We start from the raw sequence: 25,501 nt of genomic DNA, 5'->3' as shown, positions 1-25,501 counted from the left end.
GCTTACGGAAATGCATAACGCCAAGGTAAGCGGAAAAATACAGTTAGGCTAAACTGCGCGAAGCGCGAGCCAACTGTAATTTTTCCGTTTAAGCGCCTTGTTATGTGAATTATTTACCGTACCTGCGAATTACGGATACTTTACCATTTTCTAACTCAAGAACATCTAGTACCACTTTGTTATAGCTAAACTCTGAGCCGTCTGAACGTAAGCCTGTAGCGGAGAAAGTATGTTTAAGTGCTATGGAATTATAACCAACAATATACTCAAGAATTTTTGCTTTATAATCGGTATGAACACCTAGATATCGAGACATACCTTCACGCATTAATTTTTTACCATCAGGCTCTCTTGAGTCATCTGGCGCATTAGGAAAATGTTGATTACCAACATCATCAGTTAAGAATGACAAGTAAATCTCTAAGTCTTCTTTAGATGCTCCTGGTTGTTGTGTATTAGTCATTGCTTGATGGTATTGCTTAACAAAATTCTCATAATCAAATTTATCATCACTCGCAAAAGCAATGGTTGAAATTAGAGAGATTGAAATAGCTAGAATTGAAATATATTTGTTCATTGGTACTCCTTACCGTGAGATTCACATAACAATTTAATAGTGCGCTCATCGCGCATATTTCTGCCGACTTAACGCTCATTTACCTACTTTATATAGTTTTAGCAAATAACCTAAGACATTACTATCACTACGTTTTCTAAAATTTTTAGGTAGAGTTAAATGAACCAATATGCGCGCAGCGCTCATTTTCATGAATATATGCGCAAAGAACCGTTTGACGACTCAATTGACTATTATATTTATCCAATCTCAATGACTAGTTTTCGCTCTAAGCCGAACTTTGCAAAAATGCCATGAGCGGACAGTTTTAGAAAATTAATTGCTTGTATCCACTATAAGCCACCAGCTAGGTCCAAGAAATTTCCTGTCGAGAATGACGACTTTTCTGAAGCTAGCCAATAGATAGCTTCGGCAACCTCTTCAGGTTCCCCGCCTCTTTTAAGTGGAATGATATTTTTTAATCTTTCGATACGTTCAGGCTCCCCACCATCGGTATGCATATCAGTGTGAATTAATCCTGGTCGTACGCAATTCACACGAATACCTTCAGCTGCAACCTCTAAGGATAAACCTTTAGTTAACGTATCAATTGCTCCTTTCGATGCTGCATAATCAATATATTCATTGGGAGAACCAGAACGAGATGCTCCTGAAGACACATTAACAATAACACCGCCAAAACCACCATTGCGAGTAGACATGCGCTTTACAGCCTCTCGACTGCATAAAAAGTAACTAGTGACATTGTTTATGAGTATTGAATTTATTCTGTCAGCAGTCATATCCTCTAAACGTGATTGCTTTTTTAAGATACCAGCATTATTTACTAATATTGTAAGCTTACCTAACTCTTTATCCACAGTTGAAAACATTCGAGTTACGTCATTTTCGCAAGAGACATCAGCTTGCACAGTAATGCACTTACCACCTTGTGCGATTATTGTTTCTGCTAGTTTATTAGCTGATTTTAAATTTGATTTATAGTTGATACATACAGCATAACCTTTACTAGCAAATAGTAGTGCTGTTGCAGCTCCAATTCCACGTCCAGCTCCTGTAATTATTGCTACTTTTTGAGAGCTCATAAATACCCTTGTTCACTTGAGTTAGGGCAATGCATAACGCCCGCTTCCACATAACACCGTTACCACCTAGAACCAACGTATGATAAACATATCACGCATTGGCTGCCCCTACCGAGGCGTCTGTTATTCTACCTTTTCGCCATTGGATGGCTTGGGTTTAATTGAAGAAGATCCCACAAATTCCCATACAAGTCTTCAAAAACAGCTACCGTGCCATAGTCTTCTTCTGTTGGTTCGCGGACGAAGTTAATACCAATCGATTTCATACGATTAAAGTCACGCCAGAAGTCATCAGTATTTAGGAACAGGAATACTCGGCCGCCTGATTGATTACCAATGAAGTCATGCTGCTCTGGCTTCGAAGCTCTAGCAAGTAATAACGTAACACCATGAGAATTTGGTGGAGCTACAACCACCCAACGTTTGTCTTGTTCAGGTTGATGAGTATCTTCAATAAGTTCAAATTTGAGTTTGTTTACATAAAAATCAATTGCTTCATCATAATCTTTTACAACTAAAGCGATATGGACAATATTCTGTTTCATAGTATTCCTTTTTGAAGATTTCAACCTTTAGTATAACAGCCTAGTCAGGGATCCTTTCCTCAAAAAGCGCTCACTGTCGTCAGTCATTTTTACTGGCAAACGATTATCAACCATAAAATTGTAAAAACGAAAAAGCCAATGGGGTCAAATATTGACTTCAGACATAAAAATTCTTAAATGACCGCCTCTCGCTCAAATAAGACCCCGAAAAATTGCTCATACAGCTATCTAGGTTAACGCTTTCAAAAAACAGAATATATTTCCGATAACTACCTTTGAAGCCCTAGAAACGGAAGTTTACTCCCGTTTTATACTTTAAGATTATAAGCCAGTGTCTAGTAAAAGCTGGGAAGTCTACATCGAACACATCTGTATTAGTACTCATCCGAAGGTATGGAATCCAGTTTGCAACCTTCCGATGATAGCGACTAAGCCTATTGCCATTACCACACCTATAAGAAGCACTCCGAAAACAAGACACACATAGAGCAATGTCCAAGCTCTGGTAGTTTTTGACCCCGCCTGCTCTTCGGAAGTCTTATCGGAACATCGGTAGATTTGACTCAAACTTCTTTCCACCCCAAAAACGATGCCACCGATCACTCCAAAAAGCAGTGCGACCGCGAAAGTGAGGACCCGATACTCCGCATTAGCAAAGCCATCACACAAAAGAATAGCGCCGTTGGTCCAAGCTAATACAGTGCAACCCCATGAAGTAAGTTGATAAACAATTGTTAGTCTTTGGGTCATTAATTACTCATTTTTTTGGATTGTCTGCCTAACGCTGCGTTAAGTGGTGAAGAACGCCAACCACCATACCTAACCCACTATATCTTAAACACTAAATTAAACTTGAACTGAGATCGCCAAGTGTTGTGAATCCGCCTTAACGCTTTGTTATGGCGATTTACTTTAGACTTGCTTGGATTATCAGTAACTCAATTTCATGGTCCGATGTATTAACCAAACCATGGGTGCCAAAACGTTTATTAACTATCATATCTCCTGAGGCCACTTTTCTGTCCTCTCCTTCAATGGTCATAGTGCCTTCACCTTTCAAAATAATGTACATTTCTTCGTCATCTCCGTGAGAATGCTCTCCCATAGAACTTCCAGGTGGCATAACGACACGGATGGCAAAATCCCAAGCACCATCGAAATCTTTACGTCTGAATGCACGATAGATATCTATTGAACCTTGTCCATCATGGCTATTTTCGTCGACTTCTTTATCGCAAGTGTAGAAATTACGTATCATCTTTTCCGAATTCCTTTTTGATTATTTTCCACAGTTCAACTGAGCGCCATAACAACTTTATCAGAGGGTACTTTCCCTATAATGGCGCGAAAAGTCCTTATTTTATGAACTTATATTAATAGCAAATATTGTAAGCTATTGCCAAATATAAACATTATGCTTTCTGTAGTTTATATAAACATGTAAAAAAAGGAACGTTTCCACTTATTCTTACTCGGTTAATGACGGCTCACCTGAAAAATCGGTTATCGCTCTAAGCGGCACTTCAATCACAACAAAATTTGCTTAGCATCTATCAAACAATGGCAAGCTTACCTTTCCTTCTATTTACAGTAACAATAATTAAAATTGATTAGACTATGCGAGTAAAAGCCTTTTTAGATGAACCAGTCGTTAATAACTTAAAACACATAAGAGTTATTAAGCTAAATAATTTTTTATAAAAATTCAGTAAAATTTTTTTTCCAGATTATACTTTTTTATTATTGCTGTAATTTTGGACAACTATGTTAAACAATTATTCTGTGCGTACCCGTTTAGCAGTGCTTGCATTGCTACCAATTATGATTTTTTTAATTACATCGTTTTTTTCAATAAACACAATGGGAAGGTTAGTAGCAGGGATTGATAGTTTATACGACGACCGTGTCGTACCACTTAAACAAATTAAACATGTGTCAGATAATTACGCTGTAAATATTGTTGATTTACTTCACAAGTATCGTGCTGACTCTATTACCAAGTCAGAACTCTTAGCAAATGTTAATGAGGCTAGAAATACGGCTGATAATGAATGGAAAGCTTACTTAAGCACACAGTTAACAGCTGAAGAAAAGCGCTTGGTAGATAACGTTGAAAATAAACTAAAGCCTGTGCTCGTGCATTTGAATAATTTAATTGTAAGTATTAATAGTGGTGAATTTTTATCACTACCACAAAATCAATTTGTTTATGAGCTTTACCAACTCTTTGATCCGCTTAGTGCCAGTTACCAGGCTTTGATTGATTTGCAGCTTAAAGAAGCGAGTGACTTTAGAGTTAAAGCTGATGAAAATTATCAATTTATAAAATTTATAATGAGTGTGACAATCGCGATATTAATTTTACTTCTACTGATTGTTGCCTACTTTATTTACTGCTCGATACAAAACCCATTAATGTCATTACGCGATACCATAACGGATATTGCAACCAATGCTGATTTAACAGCTCGTGCTAAGGTTCAGGGTAAAGATGAGATTGCAGATACCGCATCTAACTTTAATGATATGTTACTTCGGATCCAAGGTTTAGTAAAAGATATGGCAGGCGCAACACTAACACTTGCTTCGGCAGCTGAAGAAATGAACTCTATTAGTATTCAAGTAGCCAGTACAGCAACCCAGCAAGAGCAACAATCAGCTATGATTGCAACTGCAATTACCCAAATGAGTAGTGCAATAGAACAAGTTGCTCAAAACGCGCAAATAACCTCTGATAAAGCCACAAGTGCTGATATAAAAGCAGGCCAAGGTCAGCAAGCTGTTGCTGATAATATCGAGTCAATAAATACACTTTCAACTTTGGTTAATACAAATACGCAGCTTATTACAGATCTAAATACACAAACCAATGATATAAACCAAGTTGTGATGATGATCCAAAGTGTTGCTGAGCAAACTAACTTGTTAGCCTTAAACGCAGCCATTGAAGCAGCAAGAGCTGGCGACTCAGGTCGAGGTTTTGCCGTTGTAGCCGATGAGGTAAGACAACTTGCTCACAATACTCAAAAAGCAACCGCTAGCATTAATGAAATGATCACAAAACTACAAGGCATGGCTCAGCAAGCTGTTAATGCGATGGGTAACGCTGAAAGCAGCGCTAAAGAGAGTGTCGACCATGCTAATTATTCTTCACAGGTACTCAGCGAAATTAACCAAGAAGTTACCGAAATTGCAGATATGAATACTCAAATATCAACCGCAACTCAGGAGCAAAAAATGGTCGCAAATGAACTAAGCAGCAATATTAATGAGTTTAGCGCGAGTATTACTTCTGTTAGCGAAAGCTCACAACAAAATGCTCAAGCTTCGCAAGAACTCGCACAGCTTGCGGCAATGCTACAAGGACAAGTTAATGTATTTAAAGTTTAGGTGCTTTAATTTTGAGGCATATTAGCGCTTATACTTTAAATAAAAACCTTATATGCCATCATTTAAATGATGGCAAATTGGTTACTTTAAGCGCTAGTTTTATTAGACAATATAGTTATCCAATCACTGGGGTTTGAAAGTATAAACTGATATGAGCTGCCATCTTGCGTGAAAACCTCTATTGCATCAGCCGTTATTGGAATAAGGCCTGCGCCTTTACCTTTACATTCAACCACTTTTAAAATTGTATCACGGGCAATTGTATATGGTTCTAACCCTAACTTTTCATTAAAAGGTTCAAAATTTAAGTCGGTTTGCGTAATCCAAAACTTTCCGTCCGCTTTCATGACTCCATTTTGAATGGTTGCCGTAGTTGATTTAACAATTGTTGATTGCATATTTAAATTCCTTTACACGTGCATATAATTTCAAATTGTTCAACTTCCTTCTGTTTATTATTACAGCTAACTTGATAGCCAAAAGCAAGTTTATTTGTGCACTAACGCCACAAAGCCACCTTTTAAATTTAAAAGTTACCCGCATATATTTACCTGCTTTAAACTTTGTGGAATAATCGCTGCCCTCTTAGGGGAGTAGCCCGCTCAGTAATGAGTAAACTTATCAACATAATTGCACCTCATGTGCATGGTAAGTTTGTAATGTTGTAGCAAGCGTTATCGGCGAGACCTAGGTAGACACTATCCTCATGGCGGGAGATAGCTGTTTGCCTTGGTTTAGTATTCCCGCCTGAAGATTATATTAATGGATATTTTTTTAACCTCTACCGTCACTGTTGCCCTTGCTGAAATAGGCGATAAAACCCAGCTTTTATCTTTACTATTAGCTGCTCGCTTTCATAATAAAATTGCACTTATTTTAGGCATTCTCGCTGCTACTATTATTAATCATGGTTTATCTGCATGGTTTGGTGATTGGCTAAGCGGGAACTTTGCCGTCGAATACTTACCTTGGATAGTCAATATAAGCTTTATTGTGGTAGGGCTGTGGCTACTTATTCCAGATAAAGATGAAGATGTGAGCCATAAATACGACCGCTATGGTGCATTTTTAGTGGCCTTAATCTTATTTTTTATTGCTGAAATTGGGGACAAAACACAAATTGCAACCGTGTTACTCGGTGCACAATATCAATCAGTACTTTGGGTTACGCTGGGTACTACAGTAGGCATGTTAATTGCCAATGTCCCTGTTATTTATGCCGGTAAGGCGTTACTAAAAAGAATTCCATTAAATACCGTAAGAGCGATAGCAGCCACTGTGTTTGTATTACTTGGTGTTTATGGCTTAGTAACCATTATGTAATTAAGTAACCTGTATTTTGGATAATAAGTCTTTTAGTCAGCGTTCAGGTTAAGTCATTTACAACAAAAAACGCTTACCTAAAGTAGGTAAGCGTTAAAAAAGCATTAGCACATATCATAAATAGAAATAAGCGAGCTATTATGCTCGGTTAATGCAATAACACCCTTTTGTATCGGCAATTAACAATGATGAGTTAAAACCAGCTTGTAGATTACTTATCATGATCTCTACAAACCCGCTACCTTGAGAGCATGCCAGCCCTTCAGATAAAGGCCCTGCATAAACAAACTCACCATTTTTATCAATTAAAACCGCGGCTGGTGTAGCCGGAACCACTGACTTTAGTTGGCTATTGAGTTTAAATGTTTGTACCTCAACGCCCTGATTTTTCGCAAACCGCTGTAAAGATGATAGGTGTGGTTTAGCTTGTATAGTACATCCACATTTATCTTCTGTAATAATAAGTAGTTGAGCACTATCTTTGTTTTGCCAAACCACCTGTTCTTTAAATTGCGAAAACCAATTGTGTCGTTCCAGCATTTTATTTTCATCAAAAGGCTTTAATTGGCCAAGTTGAAAATACACTAAACCCGAAACAACAACGACAAGCCACACACCAATTAAAGCAACAATAAAATAGCGCTTATTAGTTAAATTTTGCAATGCTTTGCTCTAACACATCAATACTCACATCAATCATTTGTACCTTGGCGGTAAGTTGATCAACAATTTTTCCGTCTTCTTGTTGGCGTTGACGCATTTGATCTGTGCTTATTGCAATTTGCTCGGTATTGCCTGCCTGCTCAGCAACTACTTGTGCAACCGAATTAGAGCTTGTGGATACAGCCTGTATCTGCTCGCTCATTGACGAGATATTCTCTTTCATAGTGGCACTAATTTTCGTAAGATCTACAACAAAATCAACACATTGATTCATAGATTGTGTTGAAGTGCGGCTGTTATTCACTAAATCTGTTAACGTAGATGCTATTTTTGCTGTTGTTTTCTGGCTGTTATTCGCTAAAGAACGAACCTCATCTGCAACGACAGCAAAACCACGACCATGCTCGCCCGCTCTGGCTGCTTCAATTGCAGCATTGAGTGCTAGCAAGTTAGTTTGATCCGCTATACCTGATATTTCATTCAACAAACCTGTAATTACATCACCAGCTGCCACCAAATGACTTAGCTGCTCTTCTGTATTGGTTAGTAATGTGAGCAACTCCTTGCTCTTACTGTCTGTTTGTAATACTTCTTGCAAAGCTACATGAGCAGAATCGGTGATATTGCTAACTTGCTGCTTTAAAATATCACTCTCTTGCTCAACCAGTTTAAAACCGTGGGCTACTTGTGAACCTGAATTGGCAATATCATCGGTTTGTATATTTCGGTGCTTAGCACTGTCTGCCAGCTCATCATGCACATTTATAAGTTCTTGAGAATTATTTTTTAATGAATCGGATTGAGTTTGAACCTGTTTTATAACATCCGACAAGTATTCTAGTAGCGTGTTAAAGCCTACTACTGCACTGCTATTGGTATCATCAGCTCGCATTGAGAGCTTTACTTGCTCTGGATCTTGCATTATTTGCTCAGTGGCATGGCTTAACGACAAACCTGCACGACGTTCGCGTTGTAATGTTACTGCAATAAAACCAGCAACAAGGGCTTCTACAATGGCATAAGCTGCGTGAATAAGCACAGTTGAAAAAGCGAGTCGGTCGGGGTCAAATACATAAAACCCCGTGTTTTGCGTTTGTAAATAGTAAAAAGATAAATGATGAACAGCAACAAATACAATCGCCGTAATAAATACTCGCCACTCAACAAACATTATTAACATGGCTAAGAAAATAAATATTTCAAAATGCACTTCAATAAGCCCATAAGCTTGTTGAATATGCAAAAATGAAAACATCATAATAGCGGCAGCTACCACGTGCGGTGTAATTTTATTCTCAGGTTGGGTTTTTAATAACCATATAGGGAGCAAGCACAGGGGCAAGCCGACCAAAAACGCCTCTGTTAATGTATCAAAATAAAGGCCTATACCAATAGACTCGACAAACAATAAACAGAATATGATTGTAAACAATCGGCTCACACTAGACATAAAAACCTTAATTAATTTTGTAATAAATTAAACACGCTTATTGCTAATATAACCCTTAACAACTCGCAATTTTTTATTTTAAATCAAGCCCAGCATTACTAATTCAGGTTGATTTAAAAATGTTTTTAATGCGCTACTTAACAATTGATAGTATTTGTTTAAAAGTAGACGTCCCTGCTTTTTTTGTCCATTGAAATATTATTGTCTCTGCACATGATACTACTGCACCGGCTTGACGAAGCTGCTCAACCGCAATGGCTTTATGATCTGCATTTCTTGAGGCTATTGCATCTGTAGCAACAGTTACTGCATAACCTTGTTGTAGTAAATCTAAACAGGTTTGTAATACACAAACATGTGCTTCTGTACCAATAACAACCACATGAGGGCGCTGTAATTGCGAAAGAGTATCTAAAAACCCCTCTTCGGCGCAGGCACTAAAATTTATTTTTTCGATATATTGCGCGTTTGGTAAAGCTTGCTTAATTTTCTCATCACTTTCACCTAGTCCTTTTTTATAATGCTCTGTAATTATTGAAGGAATTTGATGAATAGCACTTGCATTTGCAAGCTGTAAAGCACACTCTAAGGTCGTATTAAATGAAGATATAGCTGGTGCTAGTTTGCTTTGTAAGTCGATTACTAAAAGTACGCTGTGCTCTGAGTTGATATTTTCTCTAAAATTCATTTGTAGTCCTTTCATTTTAGTTAAATTGACTTTTAACACCCACAAGCGGGCAACAATTAATTCACACTTATAGTGCTTTTTGTAATTTTTAAATTAAACTCATGTTATATTACAGCAATTCTAAATACCAACCTTGGCAATTAAAAAAGGTAAGTGCTTTTGAGTAAGTTTTTCTTCGTTGTTTACATATTTTTATTAGTTTGCATGCAGCAGAGCTTTGCCTCACAAACTTACTCTGAACAATTACAACGCGTATCCAAAAACGAACAATTGGCGCAAAGCTTTGTTGTAAAATCTGTCCAAGATGATATTGGCTATGTGTGGATTGCAACTACACAGGGGCTATTTCGGTTCGACGGCTATCAAGTTACGCCTTACGAAAACCAAACAGATTTAAAAAACAACTACATTATTAATATGTACAAAACCAATAACGGTAGCATACTTGTAAGCACACAACTTGCAGGTAGCTATTTAATTGATCCAAGTAGCTTAAAGGCTAAACAAATATACTCAGGTCATTTAAACCAAGACCAAGAAAAATACTCTCCCGTTATTGCAGTGGTTGAGGAGCTTACACACTTTTATTTTTCTATTGATTCGCACGTATACCGGTTTGATAAAAAATCAAAACAATTAACACTCGTCGCATCTTTGCCTGATGAAAATATGTTTATCCGTGCATTGTCACTTTATCAAAACACCTTATATATAGGTTCCGATCAGGGCCTGTATAACTACAGTTTTATCAATAACGAACTCCAACAAACAACACTTAGCGACACACAAAAAGTTACTAACGATAGTAACAACGTAAAATTTTTATCAGTAGACCAAGAATTTGGGTTGCTAGTTGGTACGGTTGAGGGAATGTATCGGATTGCTTTTGATGAAAATAAAAATATAAATCCTACTGCAGTATCAACACTTATTAGTGACTATAATATTTGGGATTATGTCAACACACCCTATGGTGAGTTTATTGCTACAGAAAGTGGTTTATTTGAGTTTGATAGAGCAACCTTAAAGCTCACTGCTATTTTAAACTTCAAAGATAGTAGCTACAACATTACAGAAAACACCATCAACGATATTATGTTTGATGAATCCGGTTTGTTATGGCTTGGCTCACGAACTCACGGGGTATTAACGTGGGCAGCACAAACTAAGAAGTTTAAAAGAATTACACTGCCTGAAAATAATATTGTAAATGTTATATATCAAGATACGCAGCAATTGCTCTGGATAGGCACTGATGATGGACTTGTTCGTTATAACTCAAAAACGAAAACGAGTGATTTATTTTTACAATCTAAAGATAATAAAGCAGCTTATGGTTTATCTGCAATTGGTGATATTTTTCCTGCCAACAATAAAGGTGAGAACTATCTTTGGCTAGCTACTTTTTTTGGACTCGAGCTTTTTAACAAAGAAACGGGAACATTTGAACAAAACAAATTTATCACCGAGCATAATCTAAATACTGACTATTTATTTGGTATTACTCAGGTAGCGCCCGATAAGTTTGCTTATATCAATAATGATAACTTTTATATATTTGACGGTAACTCTGGTGAAAATAGAGTTATAAAAGGCTTAAAAGAGCTTGTATCGCCCTTACAAGCTTACGCATTCCATACCCCTTCAACGATGTTCCCTGGCGAGCTACTTTTAAGTACCTCTGACACTTTTTATAGGTATAACGAAGCAACGGGCACTTTAACTGCTATTTTTAAATCTAAAACGGCAAAAAAGAACCTGTACCATACGGTCGAGAATTATTACTACGATGCAAAACGAGAACTACTGTGGTTAGCTACAACACAAGAAGGCTTAATTGCCGTTAACGCTGAAACATACGAGCAAGTTCATACTTTTAATAAAAACAATTCATTAAATACTAACTCTATTTTTGAGCTTATTGCCGATGATAATGATTTTTTATGGGTTAGTTCTGACAACGGACTGTATAAACTTAATTTAGATTCATTAAACGTAACAACTTATACAATAAAAGATGGCCTAAGTAGCAATCATTTTACTGCACTTGCAGCACTTAAATTGCAAAATAATGAACTCGTGTTTGGTAATCGTAGCGGTGTACTTCAGTTTGACCCCGATCAATTTAAGAGTAAACAACAAAACACCCAAAGCAAGTTAGCAATTACCAATATCAATTTATTTTCAGAGACGCTCAATTATACACCTGAAAAATATCGTAATGAACCGTTAAAACTAAAGCATGATGATATGGGGTTAACGGTTCGGTTTTCTAATTTTGACTATAAAAATATAAGTAAGACCTTCTACCGAGTAGAGCTTACTGGCCCCTCATCATTGAGCTATAACGATTTAAAATCTAACCAGGTGTTTTTTACTAAATTACAACCTGGTGATTATGTATTATCAGTATCAACTCAGCAGCGTAATGGAGTCGTTACTAGCGAACCTGTAAGGCTTAAATTTAGCGTCGCCTATGCACCTTGGCAGTCTCCTCTCGCTTATGCATGCTACTTCCTTGCTGTGACCATAATTCTGTTTTTATTTTTTTGGCAATACCGTAGCCGTAAAATAGCAATTGAGCGCGCCCACCGTGCAGCTATTCACTCTAAAACTCAAACTGAGCTCGCACTAAAAAGCAATAAAAGTGGTGTTTGGAACTATAGCTTTGCAGACAATACTGTAAACACAGCTAGAGGTATGGAGTTAGGCTTTGAAGACTTGCCTGAGCGCATTAATATACAAAGCTTTTTTAATATTATGCATCCTGATGAGCGCCGCAGAATACAAAGCAAGTGGGATACATTTATAAAACAGACTCAGTCGCAAGACTGGCAAGCGACTTACCGGTTACGCCATAAAGATGGTCATTGGTTGTGGTTTCATGACTTAGGGCAAATTATTTATAATCAAGACACTAAAAAGCCTGAATATGTATCTGGTATTTTTACTAATATTACTGAGCAGTTAGCAAACGAACAGCAAGCAAAAATACTCGGTGAAGCATTTAGCCAAATCAATGACTTTTTACTTATCCTAGACGAAAATCTAATGCCTTTTTCAGCTAATAATAGCTTTATGGAGGTATTTTCTGATGATGGTGATGAGGGAGCTGTTACCTCAGAGCTATTTATCAAAGCCATTGGGCAAACCAAATGTAAAGAATTTGCAGCCACATTAAAGGCACTGCAACCCAAAGAGAATTGGCGAACAAATGCCTATGTTAATACTACAAAAGCACAGCAGCATCCTATTCATTTAAGTGCCACAGCTGTCGCTAATGAAGAAGGTAAAGTTGGCTATTATGTTATTGTTATAACAGATTTAACCGAACAAAAGCGTGCTGAGAATGAGCTACGTTATTTGGCCAACTATGATGCGTTAACCGGGCTACCTAATCGTAGTTTAATGAATCAAAAAATTGAAAATGCCATTACAAAAGCCGCTAAAAACGACTTGCAATGTGCGGTTATATTTATAGATTTAGATAAGTTCAAACCTGTAAATGATTCGTTTGGACATGCCGTGGGCGATAAATTACTGTGCAACATTACCGAGCGAGTTGGCTTATATCTGGGCGACCATGCGACCTTTGGCCGTCAAAGTGGTGATGAATTTTTAGTATTAATCGAGAACATTACTTCTATGTCTTCACTGCAGCATACACTTAACGAAATGAGTAGTGAGCTGGCAAGTAAAGTTATTATTGAAGACTTTTCTATTAATATATCTGCCAGCATTGGTATTGCCTTGTACCCCCATGATGCAAACTCAACAGATGCCTTAATACGTAATGCAGATATCGCTATGATGCATGCAAAACAAGCAGGGCGAAATGGATTTCAGTTCTTTAATGAAAAAATGAATGAGCAAATCAAACAAAAGCTTATCCTTGAAAATGACTTAAAAGACGCAGCAAAAGATAATCAGTTTTTTAACCATTACCAGCCAGTAGTTAATACAAAAGATAAAACAATAAGTGGTGTTGAATTATTGATGCGCTGGGAAAACCAAGGAAAACTAATCTCTCCGGCTTTATTTATACCGGTAGCAGAAGAAACAGGCTTAATTGATATGCTTACTGAGCAAGCATTGCAACGTGCAATTACAGAGCTTGCGCCTATTCTTAGCGTTAACCCACTGTTTTATATTTCGTTAAATGTATCACCAAAACATATTTTAAAGGCTAATATAACCCAGCGACTGAGCGCTATACTTGAAAAAGCCAACATCAAGCCACAGCAAATACGTCTTGAAATTACAGAAAACACGCTGTTAGAAGATAAGCACAAAGCAGCTAAACAACTTAAAAGTCTTCAAGCTGCAGGGTTTAAGCTGTTTCTAGATGATTTTGGTACTGGCTATTCATCACTCACTTATTTGAGCCAATTTCCAATTAACGTAATAAAAATTGACCAAAGTTTTGTAAATAGTATCGGCATAGATAAAGGTGACGAATCGATTATTAAAACAATTTACTCGCTTGCTGAAAACTTAGAGCTATATTGTATTGCTGAAGGGGTAGAGACGCGGGAGCAACTAGATTTTTTAACGAACATAGGTTGTCATAAGCTACAGGGCTACTACTTCGCACGTCCTATGAGTGCTAGCGATTTAATGAGCCCTGCATGCTTTGAAAAGATTATTAATTTAATATAAACCTAAAAACAGCTTAACCAAGTCGCTTTTAGGTTAATTTATTAATGTATGTGCTTGCATTCATAGCTTTCGATTTGAAGAACACTATTACGTACATTAAATTTATCTGCAAGCAGTTTGATTACTTTTAAGCGACACTCTTCATCATGCTTTTCTATAGTGCAATGCTGCTTTAACACCACATGAGCCCCCACTATCACCTTTTTATTTTTACGAACAACAGTCACATTGTGCACATTTGCTACATGCTCCATAGTCGTTATTTCTGTTTCGATATCAGCAACATCAGGTAACTTCGCTTTATTCGAATGCAGCCCTTTGATACAGCTAACAATGACCTTAATACCCGTAAACAATACAAATGATGCAATTAACATACTCGATAAAATATCAATTACATTCCAGCCTGTTATATAAATGAGTACACCGGCAGCAAAAGTAGAGACCGTTGATATTAAATCAAAAAACGAATGTAAAAATACCGCATACACATTAATACTAGCCTTACGGCCTTTATACAGCACCCATGCTGCCGCACCATGAAATAAAAAACCAATAGCAGCAATCACCGACATTAAATAACTATTTATAACCAACTCATGCCCACCTTTATGATGCATAAAGCGCTCAGCTCCCTCATACAAAATAAGTAAACTAATGGCTAGATAGAGAATTCCGTTGATCAGACCACCGATTAATTCAGCTTTTTGGTGACCGTCGTTGTAAGTTTTAGCCAGATGAATAGCGAAGCTTGAGGCAATAAGTGCTATAAATAGCGAACTGTTATGAACAAATAAGTGGCCTGCATCAGCAAGAACAGCCAGTGAATTAGCATAATAAGCACCTATAAGCTGAATAACCATAAACGAACAGGTAATTGCAAGTGCAATTAATAGACGGCGACGGGAGGCGTGATGTGTAGTTATTTCTGTCATGAAATATAAAAGGCCTTTACTGAAAACGAAGTAAGCTCATGAAATAAAGCAAATTGGGAAATACGTAATGATATACAATCACAATTGTAATACGTAGGCCAAATAAACGCACTAAAAACTTAGTAAAATACAAAAAACTGTACTAAAAATAACTAAGCGGATACAAAAATAATAATTAATTCATAAATATGGGTAGTTTTCATATTTTAATGCGGAGAAACAAGTGAGCCATGACTCAAACAATACAATTTGGCAGATTTTTAATCTAATTAATTTAGCCGTTATTGCTTATGATAATAAAACGCATCACTACACGTTAAACCAACATGCTAAAACACTACTTAATATAAATAGTGATGACGCTGTTAGTAACGATGTTTTTAATAATATTACTCTTCGCGACTTTAATGATGATACGGTGATAACCATTGAGCAATTATTTTCATCAAATATCACAGCAGTTTTATTAGAGTGTGAATTTTCGCCGCAGCTTTTAAATGTTAATCATTCAATAGTTAATGACTCTGTGTCTATGATCACTTTAGAGCAAGATCGTACAATTACAGAACAATATAACTTTGATCAAATTATCTCTAAAATTTCTACCAAACTTATTGATATACAAAATGACAATATAGACCAGCAAATTAACTTTGCCCTTAAAGCCATTGGCACTGTACTGAAGGCAGACCGCAGTTATTTATTTGAATTCAACACCGACAACGAAACTATCACCAATACTCACGAATGGGTCAATACGGGTATTATCGCTTGCAAAGACAGACTACAAAATGTACCCAAAGTTGAGCTACCCTACTTTTTTGAAATAATGAATGAGAGCCATCTATTTCAAGTGAATGATATTGAACAATTACCAACAAAAGCCGACGCTGAAAAAGCTGAATTTAAAGAGCAAAATATTCAATCTGTTCTGTGCATAGGCCTACGTTTTGATGAAGAGCTAGTAGGCTTTATTGGTTGTGATTGTGTTAAAACAAAACGTAATTGGAGCAAAATAGATTTAATTAGAATAAAGCTCGTAGGCGAAATCATTAATAATGCACTTAAAAATATTAACTATAAAAAAAAGCTACAGTTAACCCAACAGCAATTAATTAACGCCAATATAAAGCTCAATAAATTAGCGAATACCGATGCGCTAACTAATATTGCTAATCGCCGTTTTTTTGATGCTACACTCAAAAGTGAAATTAAACGCTGCGCAAGGCATAACCAACCCGTTAGCTTAATTATATGTGATATCGACTTTTTCAAACGCTATAACGATAATTATGGTCACCAAAAAGGGGATGACGCATTAAAACAAGTAGCAAGCGCATTAAGCGGTTTATGTAAGCGTGAGGGAGATTTAGCAGCTCGATACGGAGGCGAAGAGTTTGCCATAATTTTACCCTTCACTGGGCTAGAGCAATGCGAGCACTTTACGACATTAATACAGCAAAAAATTAAATCTCTGAAAATTGCACATGATTATTCAAGTGTGAGTAATAAACTAACAATAAGCATAGGATATACTACTTGCTTAGTAACTAAAGCATCCACAAGTGAAACGCTTATAAAAGTAGCAGATAAAGCTCTTTATTTAGCAAAAGATTCAGGACGTAATAAAGCATGTACTTTTGAAGAATAAACAATCATAAATGAGCAGGTGTTTCTGCTATTCCTTTAACGGGTACTGTGATAATAAAAAGACCTCCACTGTAAGGAAACTGTTCTAGTGCCTCTTTATCTAAACCAGTGCGGGCTGTAGTTACGGCTATCGTATCTAAATCATCTCCCATAAAGGTAAGGCTCGTTACTCTTGGAGCTGGTAATTTATAAAACTGAACATATTTTCCTTGTGGTGAGAAACGATAAAGTCCAGAACCATTCCATGATGCAACCCATAAGTGGTTATCATTATCGACTGTCATACCATCGGGAAAACCCATTGCCTCGTCAAATTTTATAAATTCTCGCTTGTTGCTAAGCTCACCTTGTTCACTTAAATCAAATTGATAGATAGTTCTGGTGGATGATTCTGTTGAATATAAGATGCGTCCATTTTTACTTATTGCAGGTCCATTACTGATCATATAATTACTGTCAACAATTGTTGGTGCCTGTTGATGACCAAAACGATAAAGCGCTCCAGTGCTTTGTTGTTCATATTTATCCATGGTGCCAAAAAACACATATCCGTTTCTATCTGTTTTCGCATCATTTAAACGATTATTTATAGCAAGATTGGAAAGAGAGTAAAGCTCTATAGGTTGGAATGTGCTGTTATCAAGGTAATAAATACCGCGTTCAAAACCTGCGATCAAACGCTGTTCCGTAGTCTCCATAACCCAACAAATAGCTTGCTCCATCGGATATCGAGAAACAGTTTGCTGCTGAAGATCAAAACGGTAAAGCAACTTGTCTAAAATATCGACCCAAAATAAACATTTCCGTGATTCGCTGTAATATGGTCCTTCACCTAGTAAACATTGGCAAGGAATAATCATTTTAACCGAATTAACTTCCATTACTTAACCTAATACAGCTTGCGAGTTAATATCATCATCTTAACGTTGAAAGAAAATCAGTGCTAGACCTGAAAACGTTGCAACCACAATAATTAAAATTCGAATAGATTGCTCGTTGATTTTATTATTTAGAAAGTATGACAATCCCCAGCCAATTAGAATAGCTGGTAGGCATTTAATAAATAGAAGTAAGTCATTCGAGTCTGCTGTACCAGTAACCAGCAAAGCCGTAATACCAAACAGATTAATAAACACAAAGAAGATGCTTAAATTAGCTTTAATTTTATCTTTGTTTTGCGCTTGATAGAGTAGCCCCATCGGAGCGCCTCCTGCTGATGTGGTGGTGCCAATAAAACCAGATGCAAGTGATGCAAGTACATTAGAGATAAAAGTAAGCTTAGGCGACCAACCTGTGAGCGATAGCCCAACTGCAATTAATAAACAACACCCAAGTAAAATACGATACTGATGAGGGTCTACTTGCAACATAACACTCGCAGCAATTAATACCCCTACGGCGCCACCAAAAATTGAATATCCTGTGTGCTTTAAATCTATTGCACCGCGATGCTTAATAGCAAGAATAGAAGTGATCAACAAGGCATTTAAAATCATTGGTCCGGGTACTAACTCTGGCATAAGCCAGTATAAAATTGGCGCACACAATAACCCTAGTCCAAAACCAATAACGCACTGTAAGCATGCACCAATTATTAATATAAAATAAACTAATACGATATCGGGCAATGCGTTTCTACCTTATTCACTGGGTTAAACTACTTATCAGAAAAGATTATTCTAATATTATAATATGATTGAGGTTAGGTAAATTTTTTTCTTTAACTTTAAGTCCAACCGGCATCAACAACTAATGATTGTGCAGTCATCATTTTACTATCATCTGCGGCTAAGAAAAGAGCCGCATTAACAATATCATCGGCCTGCAATGTTTCATTTATACATTGATTATGTCTTACATCTTCGATCATTTCGGGAGTTAACCAATGGGTTATTTGCCGTTCAGTCATAACCCACCCTGGCACTAACGTATTAATACGAATATTATCTTTACCATAAGTCGCAGCTAATGAGCGAGTTAACCCTTCAATTCCTGCTTTAGCGGTCGTATAAGCCGGCATGCCCGTTTGCTTAATACGCCAGCTCACTGAGCCCATATTAATAATGCTACCACCACCAATTCGTTGCATTTGCGGAGCTACGGCCTGCGCCGAAAAAAAACAAGGCCGTAAGTTAACGGCTAACTTATCATCCCAGTATTCAACACTCATGCTATCGGCAACATGGCGAGTATCGTCAGCAGCATTGTTTATCAATACACTGATCTCCCCTTGTGTTTTGCCCGTCGTTTTGATGGCAGCTTTTAACTGTTCTATCTCTCGAATATCACAATATATGAACTTAGGGTCATAACAATATTGACCGGCAACTGAGTCACATAGTTGCCTTCCTTGCTCTTTTGCTATATCAACAAAGGTTACTTTTGCACCTTGTTCACAAAAACGTTTTACCATGACTTCGCCGATCCCTGTTGCACCGCCGGTAATAAAAACACTTTTACCAGCGAGGCTTGGATAACTTGTTGTGTGTGTTGTTGAGACTGGCATGATTTCCTTAAGTATTAAGATAATTCATTAATAAATGTGATTATTTTGATGCGTTTTGTGACTCTTTTTCTGCAATTTCTTTTTCAATAAATGACATTGCTTCATCAATCATGTAGGTCATCATGTTTTTAGCCCGCTCAGCCTCACCATTTAATATGGCTTGATACACTTTAAAGTGTTCATCAGCAATGGCCTTCTTGCTTCCTTTTGCGGGTGTTGTGTGTTGAATACTTACATTTAATGCCGTACGGATGAAATCACGTAATTGAAAGAAAAAACGGTTTCCGCTAGCAAATAAAATAGCGGTATGAAACGCTAAATCTGCCTCATGAATTTCACCATCAGGTGCATCAGCAGCTGCTTGCATTTTTTCTAGCGCAACAGCAATCTCTGCAATAGCATCTTTATCTGCTCGTTTTGCTGCTAACGCCGCAGCTTGTGGTTCTATCGCCAAGCGTACCTGTAAAAACTCTTTTAACACATAAAGAGTTGGACTACTCTCAAGAAGCCATTTTAAAACGCTGGTATCGTATAAATTCCAAGTATTAGCAGGCTCTACACGTATTCCTTGACGAGGACGTGACGATATAAGACCTTTTGCTGCAAGCATTTTAACTGCTTCACGAACAGCAGTACGACTAATGCCATACTCTTCACATAACTTTGCTTCGGTTGGTAAACCCGTTTCAGCTGTATAATGACCATTAATAATGGCTTTACCCAACTCATTGGTTACCTGTTGCGACAAATTTAAATTTTCAATGCGTGCCATAAACAGTTCCTTTAAAAATACTTATTGTATGATACTACTATAAATTTACCGCGTCATCAGGCAAATATTTTACAATTTTCCTGCATATTATTTTATCTTTGCTTTAATTCTGAATTATAAAAACACAGAAGTTAAAACGACCATCAATTTTTAACAAATTTCTTTCATTTAACAAATTTGTATTATAATATTTTTATCACACACAAATTACCCGAAAGTTACTTTCGGGCTTAAATGGAATCAAAAATGATCGAATTAAGTACATTAGACTGGCTCGTGCTCGCAGGATTCTTTGTCTTGCTCTTAGCTGTAGTCATCGTCTCAATGAGACAAAAAGAAGAAGATACTACAGATTATTTTTTAGCCGGGCGTAATGCGAGTTGGCTAGTCATTGGTGCGTCAATCTTTGCCTCAAACATTGGCTCTGAGCATTTAGTTGGCTTATCTGGTGCAGGTGCACAATCAGGCATGGCGTTAGCGCATTGGGAAATGCAATCGTGGATAATATTATTACTTGGTTGGGTGTTTGTGCCTTTTTACTGGAGTAGTAAAGTTTATACTATGCCGGAATTTTTAGAGCGTCGTTTTAATTCTAAATCACGTACTTTTTTGTCGGTTATCTCATTAATCAGTTATGTACTCACCAAAGTAGCAGTGACTGTTTATGCCGGTGGTATCGCGTTTAAAACTATTTTAGGTATCGAAAGCATTTGGGGCATCGACTTTTTCTGGATATCCGCTATTGGCTTAGTGGTGATCACCGGTATCTATACCGTACTCGGTGGTATGAAAGCGATAATGTGGACCTCGGTGCTACAAACCCCTGTGTTGATCATTGGCTCTGTGGTTATATTAGTTGTTGGTTTGGATAAAGTCGGTGGCTGGTCAGAGGTTGAACGCTTAAATGATATAAATATGCATTTAATCCGTAGCGCCTCAGATACCGAGTTCCCATGGCCGGGCATCATTTTTGGTTCATTCATTATTGGTTTTTGGTATTGGTGTACTGACCAATATATTGTACAACGTGTACTCTCAGCGAAAGGTATTAAAGAAGCGCGTCGCGGTACTATGTTTGCAGGTTACTTAAAGTTATTGCCTATTTTCATCTTTTTAGTACCAGGAATGATCGCTTATGCATTAAAAGCAAAAGGTATTATTAGCTATGACAGTGCCGATCAAGCGTTTCCTACTTTGGTTGCCGAGTTACTCCCCTCAGGTGTTAAAGGCATCGTAATTGGTGGCCTAGTTGCCGCATTAATGAGCTCGTTAGCCTCGTTATTTAACTCATCAGCCACCTTATTTACTATCGATTTTTATAAAAAGTTCAAACCTGAATCAAGCGAAAAACACCTGTTAAAAGTAGGTCGCTTGGCAACCGTAGCCATTGTAATTTTAGGCCTATTATGGATACCCATAATGAGCTTAATTGCAGATGTGCTCTATGAATACCTGCAAAGCGTGCAGTCACTAATCGCGCCAGGTATTGCTGCTGTATTTTTATTAGGTTTATGTAGTAAACGTATCACCCCCGCAGCTGGCTTTGCTGGTTTAGTGTCTGGTTTTGTACTGGGTATGATCCGCTTAGTGTTACTGCCATTTAAAGATAATTTAGCTGGTTCATCATTTGCGTGGATCACCGATATGAACTGGTTGTACTACTGTATTTTATTATTTGTTGTGGTTGTTGTGCTGATGATTGTAGTGAGTATTTTCACAAAACCTGCCAGTAATGAACAACTCAAAGGTTTAACCTTCTCAAGTCTTGATAAAGCCACATTAAAAGAAGTAGCTGCCGGATTAGATAAGTGGGATTACATTCATACTGCGGGGATCATCGGTATCACTACGTTTATTTACTATCGCTTTTGGTAAAACTTAATTAGTTGTTCCCACGTTTATAGGGGGTGTTATCACCCCTTTTTTGCATACAGATAAGGACTCTCATTAATTAGGCAAGGTAGCTTCCTCTCGTGTTGTTAGCCTCAGTGCAAATTAATGAACAGTCATAAAGAGGTGATGATGAACACTCTGCTTAAAATTGCATCCATAAGTTCTCTAGTATTACTCAGTAGCTGCTCCTCAATAATGCCCCAAAAAAGCGTAGAAGCACGCTTTGTTCCTGAGCGTATGGACGACTTTGCATTTGAAAATGACAAGGTTGCATTTCGCGTTTATGGGCCTGCTTTAAAAGATTCGGTAGAAAATAGTGGCACTGACTGCTGGCTTAAACGCGTTGATTACCCAATTATTAATAAATGGTATGAAGGAGAACGAGAAGGTATCTCTTATCATGCAGATCATGGTGAAGGTTACGACCCTTATCATGTTGGTAATTCATTAGGCTGCGGCTCAATGGCCTTATGGGATGAAAATGCCGATAAGAGCGACAGACTGATACAGCCCAATGTGTATACTGATTATTCAATAATAGAAAAAACCGCTGATAAAGTCGTTTTTGAGCTCACTTACCAGTATACCGATCAAGACATCACCGAGAAAAAACGCTACACACTGGAAAAAGGTAGCCAATTTTATAAAGTACAAAGTCAATTTACACACAATGGTAAACCCATACAGCTTAAAGTTGCTGTGGGGGTCACTACCCATGATGGTAAAGCACAGACACATGTCAACTCTGAAGGTGATGCAATAACAACATGGGAAACTATTGATGGCAGCCAAGTAGGCACATCTGTTTTATTGCCTAAATTTACCCACACTCACTATATTTTACAACAAAGTGATAAGAAAGATCGCTCGCATGCTCTGCTTGTTGCGCAGACGAATAAAGCGGGTGAAATTACCTATTATGGAGGGTTTGCTTGGTCTAAAGCGGGTGACATAACAACCTCCAAACAATGGCAAGATTATGCGAGTAACTATTTAGCCAAAGATAAAAACACACAAGTAACCGCAGAATCTGTAAAGTCACTAACGCAAAAAGTAGCAGACTGGCAAATTGCAAATTTTGCAGAAGAAGGTAAATACCGCGCACTACCACGCAAACCACCCCAGTGGATGAATCGCGAACAATATCATGATTTAGAGTGGCATCATGGTGCCCTTTACGCGGGTATGAACGAATGGCGTAAAATTGCTGATGATGATAAATATACAAACTTTTTAATGGAAATTGGTCAGCGAAATGACTGGGCTCTACACCAACGCCCTTATCATGCCGATGATCACACGGTAGGTCAATTTTATCTGTCTTTATACGAAGACTTCCATCAGCCAAAAATGCTCGAACCCACCCGTAAGCAATTTGACTGGATTTTGGCTCACCCAAAAACCGGCACTCTTGATTGGCTTGCTGAAAATACCCATGCCCATGATCGTTGGGGCTGGTGTGATGCATTATTTATGGCACCGCCTGTATGGGCACGTTTAGCTAAAATTACCGGTGAAGAAAAGTATTTAGACTTTATGCACCAAGAGTATAAAGCAACATACGACCTATTGTGGAGTAAGAAAGGTCAGCTATTTTGGCGTGATTCTAGTTTCTTTGATAAACACGAAAAAAATGGCGAAGACGTTTTTTGGGCTCGTGGCAATGGCTGGGTATTTGGTGGATTAGCACTGATGATTCCGGACTTACCAGTGACTTGGGAAAAACGTGACTTTTACATTAATTTATATAAAAAGATGGCCGCACGTTTAATTGAAATACAACGTGAAGATGGCACATGGTCTATGGGTTTACTTGGTGGTACACAAGGTTATCCCATCAAAGAAACCAGTGGTACATCATTCTACGCATTTGGTTTAGCATGGGGTATCAATAATGGCTACCTTGATAAAGAAACGTATCGCCCTGCATTAATGAAAGCATGGCGTGCGATTTCAGGTTCAGTTACCGATGATGGCATGCTAGCCTTCGTACAACCTGTAGGCGCAGCTCCTGGAGATTCATTTCCAGATTACACTGAAGTGTATGGTGTTGGGGCATTTTTAGCAGCCGGTAGTGAAGTGTATAAACTACTTGAAGATGAAAAACCAAAAAAACACGTCGCTCACAATACAATTCAAACGTTAATGCATAATGCAGGGTGGTGTTGGTTTCAAGATCCCCGCGCCATTATCCAAAACGGTAAATTAATTATCGGTAGCGTTGCTGGCAATGGTGTGGGTGACGCTGCGGTAGGTGTCTACGACCTTGATAAAAAGCAACTACTCGGTCGTACCACATTAAAAACTAAATTTGACCATGATGATCATAACTCACCGGTATTTTATGCGCGTCCTGATGGCAGTGTATTAAGCGTTTACGCACGTCATAATAGTGAAAAAGTACATTACTACCGTATTTCAAATTCTGACAATTTTTTAAGTTGGGGCGAAGAGAAAACGATACAAAGTCCTGCCAACGTAACCTACATGAACTTATACGACTTACCCGATGAAGGAACACTTTATAACCTTTATCGCGGTATTGATTGGAATCCAACGTATGTTACATCAAAAGACGATGGTGCTACCTGGAGCGATGAACATGTTCATCTAATTCAAAATGAAGTCCCTGGCGTACAAAGACCGTATGCACGCTATGCAGGGAATAGCAAAGACACAATAGGTTTGTCATTCACTGATGCCCACCCTCGCGACTTTGGTAACAGCATTTATTATTCTGAGTTTAGAAAAGGTAATTTCTATAACGTGGATGGCACATTAATTAAAAACCTTAAAAAGGATGGGCCATTAAAACCATCTGAAGCAGAGAAATTATTTCAAGGTGGCGGCGGCAACTTCCGTGGCGTTGATTTAAGTGTTGAAAAAAGTGCATGGACAAGCTCAGTGGCTTTTGATGATAAAGGCTACCCACACGTTGCTTATACTTATTACTTAAATAATCTAGATCAGCGTTATCGTATTGCATCTTGGGATGGCAAAAAATGGCATGACCGTGAAGTTGCGTTTGCAGGAAGCCGTTTATATGACCGTGAGGCCAGTTATACAGGCTTAATCACTGTGGATCCTAGCGACCCTACTCATGTGGTTATTTCAAGTAATGTGAATCCGACTACGGGTGAGTCTTTAGCAATGCCGCATCAAATATTTAGCGCACACATTGGGCTTGATGATGATACTAAAAGTATTCAATGGGAACAGTTAACGCATGATAAAAACAATGAAAATTTACGCCCTATGATAGTCAATTCCGACAAACATAAAGTCATTATGTGGTTACAAGGACAATATAATAGCTGGACTGACTACTACTTAGACGCTGTTGGGATTGTGGTTGAGTAATCAGC

The 25,501-nt window shown here is 37.7% G+C and carries 19 protein-coding genes and 1 riboswitch; of the genes, 6 read left to right on the top strand and 13 right to left on the bottom strand.

The genetic code is table 11. The annotated features are described in order from the left end of the window. Positions 1–109: 109 nt before the first annotated feature. From ACNSN2_RS17355 to ACNSN2_RS17340, 4 genes are all read right to left on the bottom strand, one after another. Complete coding sequence (locus ACNSN2_RS17355) at positions 110–577, bottom strand: nuclear transport factor 2 family protein (RefSeq protein WP_131692155.1); 468 nt, start codon at positions 575–577, stop codon at positions 110–112. Positions 578–909: 332 nt separating this feature from the next. Next, positions 910–1,662: an SDR family oxidoreductase gene (locus ACNSN2_RS17350; RefSeq protein WP_054201290.1), complete on the bottom strand. Its 753-nt coding sequence runs from the start codon at positions 1,660–1,662 to the stop codon at positions 910–912. Positions 1,663–1,790: 128 nt separating this feature from the next. Beyond that, positions 1,791–2,207 (bottom strand): VOC family protein, encoded by a 417-nt coding sequence (locus ACNSN2_RS17345; RefSeq protein WP_054201291.1) that lies wholly within the window; start codon positions 2,205–2,207, stop codon positions 1,791–1,793. Between the two features lie 907 nt (positions 2,208–3,114). Continuing rightward, a complete protein-coding gene (locus ACNSN2_RS17340) occupies positions 3,115–3,465 on the bottom strand; it encodes a cupin domain-containing protein (RefSeq protein WP_138570178.1) in 351 nt (116 codons plus the stop codon). Positions 3,466–3,971: 506 nt separating this feature from the next. On the opposite strand from ACNSN2_RS17340, the gene ACNSN2_RS17335 reads away from it, so the two are divergent. Beyond that, positions 3,972–5,597, top strand: a complete 1,626-nt coding sequence (locus tag ACNSN2_RS17335; protein ID WP_075169945.1) for a methyl-accepting chemotaxis protein — start codon at positions 3,972–3,974, stop codon at positions 5,595–5,597. Between the two features lie 86 nt (positions 5,598–5,683). Here the strand turns inward: ACNSN2_RS17335 and ACNSN2_RS17330 are convergent, their stop codons facing one another. Next, positions 5,684–5,995 carry a hypothetical protein gene (locus ACNSN2_RS17330; RefSeq protein WP_418609529.1) on the bottom strand — a complete coding sequence of 104 codons (312 nt, stop codon included), beginning with the start codon at positions 5,993–5,995 and terminating at the stop codon, positions 5,684–5,686. 178 nt (positions 5,996–6,173) lie between these two features. Then, a riboswitch (yybP-ykoY riboswitch) is annotated at positions 6,174–6,275 on the top strand. 84 nt (positions 6,276–6,359) lie between these two features. Here ACNSN2_RS17330 and ACNSN2_RS17325 point away from each other — a divergent pair. Continuing rightward, a complete protein-coding gene (locus ACNSN2_RS17325) occupies positions 6,360–6,920 on the top strand; it encodes a TMEM165/GDT1 family protein (RefSeq protein ID WP_418609531.1) in 561 nt (186 codons plus the stop codon). 138 nt (positions 6,921–7,058) lie between these two features. Here the strand turns inward: ACNSN2_RS17325 and ACNSN2_RS17320 are convergent, their stop codons facing one another. From ACNSN2_RS17320 to ACNSN2_RS17310, 3 genes are all read right to left on the bottom strand, one after another. Next, positions 7,059–7,583, bottom strand: coding sequence for a DUF6436 domain-containing protein (locus ACNSN2_RS17320; protein ID WP_010389166.1), 525 nt, complete (start codon positions 7,581–7,583; stop codon positions 7,059–7,061). Beyond that, positions 7,567–9,033 (bottom strand): methyl-accepting chemotaxis protein, encoded by a 1,467-nt coding sequence (locus ACNSN2_RS17315; RefSeq protein WP_054201296.1) that lies wholly within the window; start codon positions 9,031–9,033, stop codon positions 7,567–7,569. Before ACNSN2_RS17315 ends, ACNSN2_RS17320 begins: the two co-directional genes overlap by 17 nt. Positions 9,034–9,166: 133 nt before the next feature. Beyond that, positions 9,167–9,721 (bottom strand): isochorismatase family protein, encoded by a 555-nt coding sequence (locus ACNSN2_RS17310; RefSeq protein ID WP_054201297.1) that lies wholly within the window; start codon positions 9,719–9,721, stop codon positions 9,167–9,169. Between the two features lie 204 nt (positions 9,722–9,925). Here ACNSN2_RS17310 and ACNSN2_RS17305 point away from each other — a divergent pair, with 204 nt between their 5' ends. Continuing rightward, positions 9,926–14,380: an EAL domain-containing protein gene (locus ACNSN2_RS17305; RefSeq protein WP_418611348.1), complete on the top strand. Its 4,455-nt coding sequence runs from the start codon at positions 9,926–9,928 to the stop codon at positions 14,378–14,380. A gap of 41 nt (positions 14,381–14,421) precedes the next feature. Here ACNSN2_RS17305 and ACNSN2_RS17300 read toward each other — a convergent pair whose 3' ends face one another. Then, the gene (locus ACNSN2_RS17300; RefSeq protein ID WP_010389173.1) at positions 14,422–15,315 is read right to left on the bottom strand and encodes a cation diffusion facilitator family transporter; all 894 of its coding nucleotides are present in this window, start codon (positions 15,313–15,315) and stop codon (positions 14,422–14,424) included. A 223-nt stretch (positions 15,316–15,538) separates the two neighbouring features. On the opposite strand from ACNSN2_RS17300, the gene ACNSN2_RS17295 reads away from it, so the two are divergent. After that, positions 15,539–16,966 (top strand): diguanylate cyclase domain-containing protein, encoded by a 1,428-nt coding sequence (locus tag ACNSN2_RS17295; RefSeq protein WP_418609536.1) that lies wholly within the window; start codon positions 15,539–15,541, stop codon positions 16,964–16,966. 4 nt (positions 16,967–16,970) lie between these two features. On the opposite strand, the gene ACNSN2_RS17290 is transcribed toward ACNSN2_RS17295, so the two are convergent. From ACNSN2_RS17290 to ACNSN2_RS17275, 4 genes are all read right to left on the bottom strand, one after another. Next, positions 16,971–17,846, bottom strand: coding sequence for an SMP-30/gluconolactonase/LRE family protein (locus tag ACNSN2_RS17290; RefSeq protein ID WP_054201300.1), 876 nt, complete (start codon positions 17,844–17,846; stop codon positions 16,971–16,973). Between the two features lie 39 nt (positions 17,847–17,885). Beyond that, positions 17,886–18,593, bottom strand: a complete 708-nt coding sequence (locus ACNSN2_RS17285) for a sulfite exporter TauE/SafE family protein (RefSeq protein WP_010389178.1) — start codon at positions 18,591–18,593, stop codon at positions 17,886–17,888. A 98-nt stretch (positions 18,594–18,691) separates the two neighbouring features. After that, positions 18,692–19,471: an SDR family NAD(P)-dependent oxidoreductase gene (locus tag ACNSN2_RS17280; RefSeq protein ID WP_033103086.1), complete on the bottom strand. Its 780-nt coding sequence runs from the start codon at positions 19,469–19,471 to the stop codon at positions 18,692–18,694. A gap of 40 nt (positions 19,472–19,511) precedes the next feature. After that, complete coding sequence (locus tag ACNSN2_RS17275) at positions 19,512–20,243, bottom strand: FadR/GntR family transcriptional regulator (protein WP_010389180.1); 732 nt, start codon at positions 20,241–20,243, stop codon at positions 19,512–19,514. Positions 20,244–20,489: 246 nt separating this feature from the next. On the opposite strand from ACNSN2_RS17275, the gene ACNSN2_RS17270 reads away from it, so the two are divergent. Next, a complete protein-coding gene (locus ACNSN2_RS17270) occupies positions 20,490–22,118 on the top strand; it encodes a sodium:solute symporter (protein WP_418609540.1) in 1,629 nt (542 codons plus the stop codon). 213 nt (positions 22,119–22,331) lie between these two features. After that, complete coding sequence (locus ACNSN2_RS17265; RefSeq protein WP_418609542.1) at positions 22,332–25,496, top strand: glycoside hydrolase family 88 protein; 3,165 nt, start codon at positions 22,332–22,334, stop codon at positions 25,494–25,496. The last annotated feature ends 5 nt before the right edge of the window (positions 25,497–25,501 follow it).

It is taken from the genome of Pseudoalteromonas sp. US3C1013, from assembly GCF_048401115.1.
In the GTDB taxonomy this organism is placed as follows: Bacteria; Pseudomonadota; Gammaproteobacteria; order Enterobacterales; family Alteromonadaceae; genus Pseudoalteromonas; species Pseudoalteromonas undina.
Note: the sequence above shows the minus strand (reverse complement) of the source record. Positions and strands in the feature narration are given on the sequence as shown.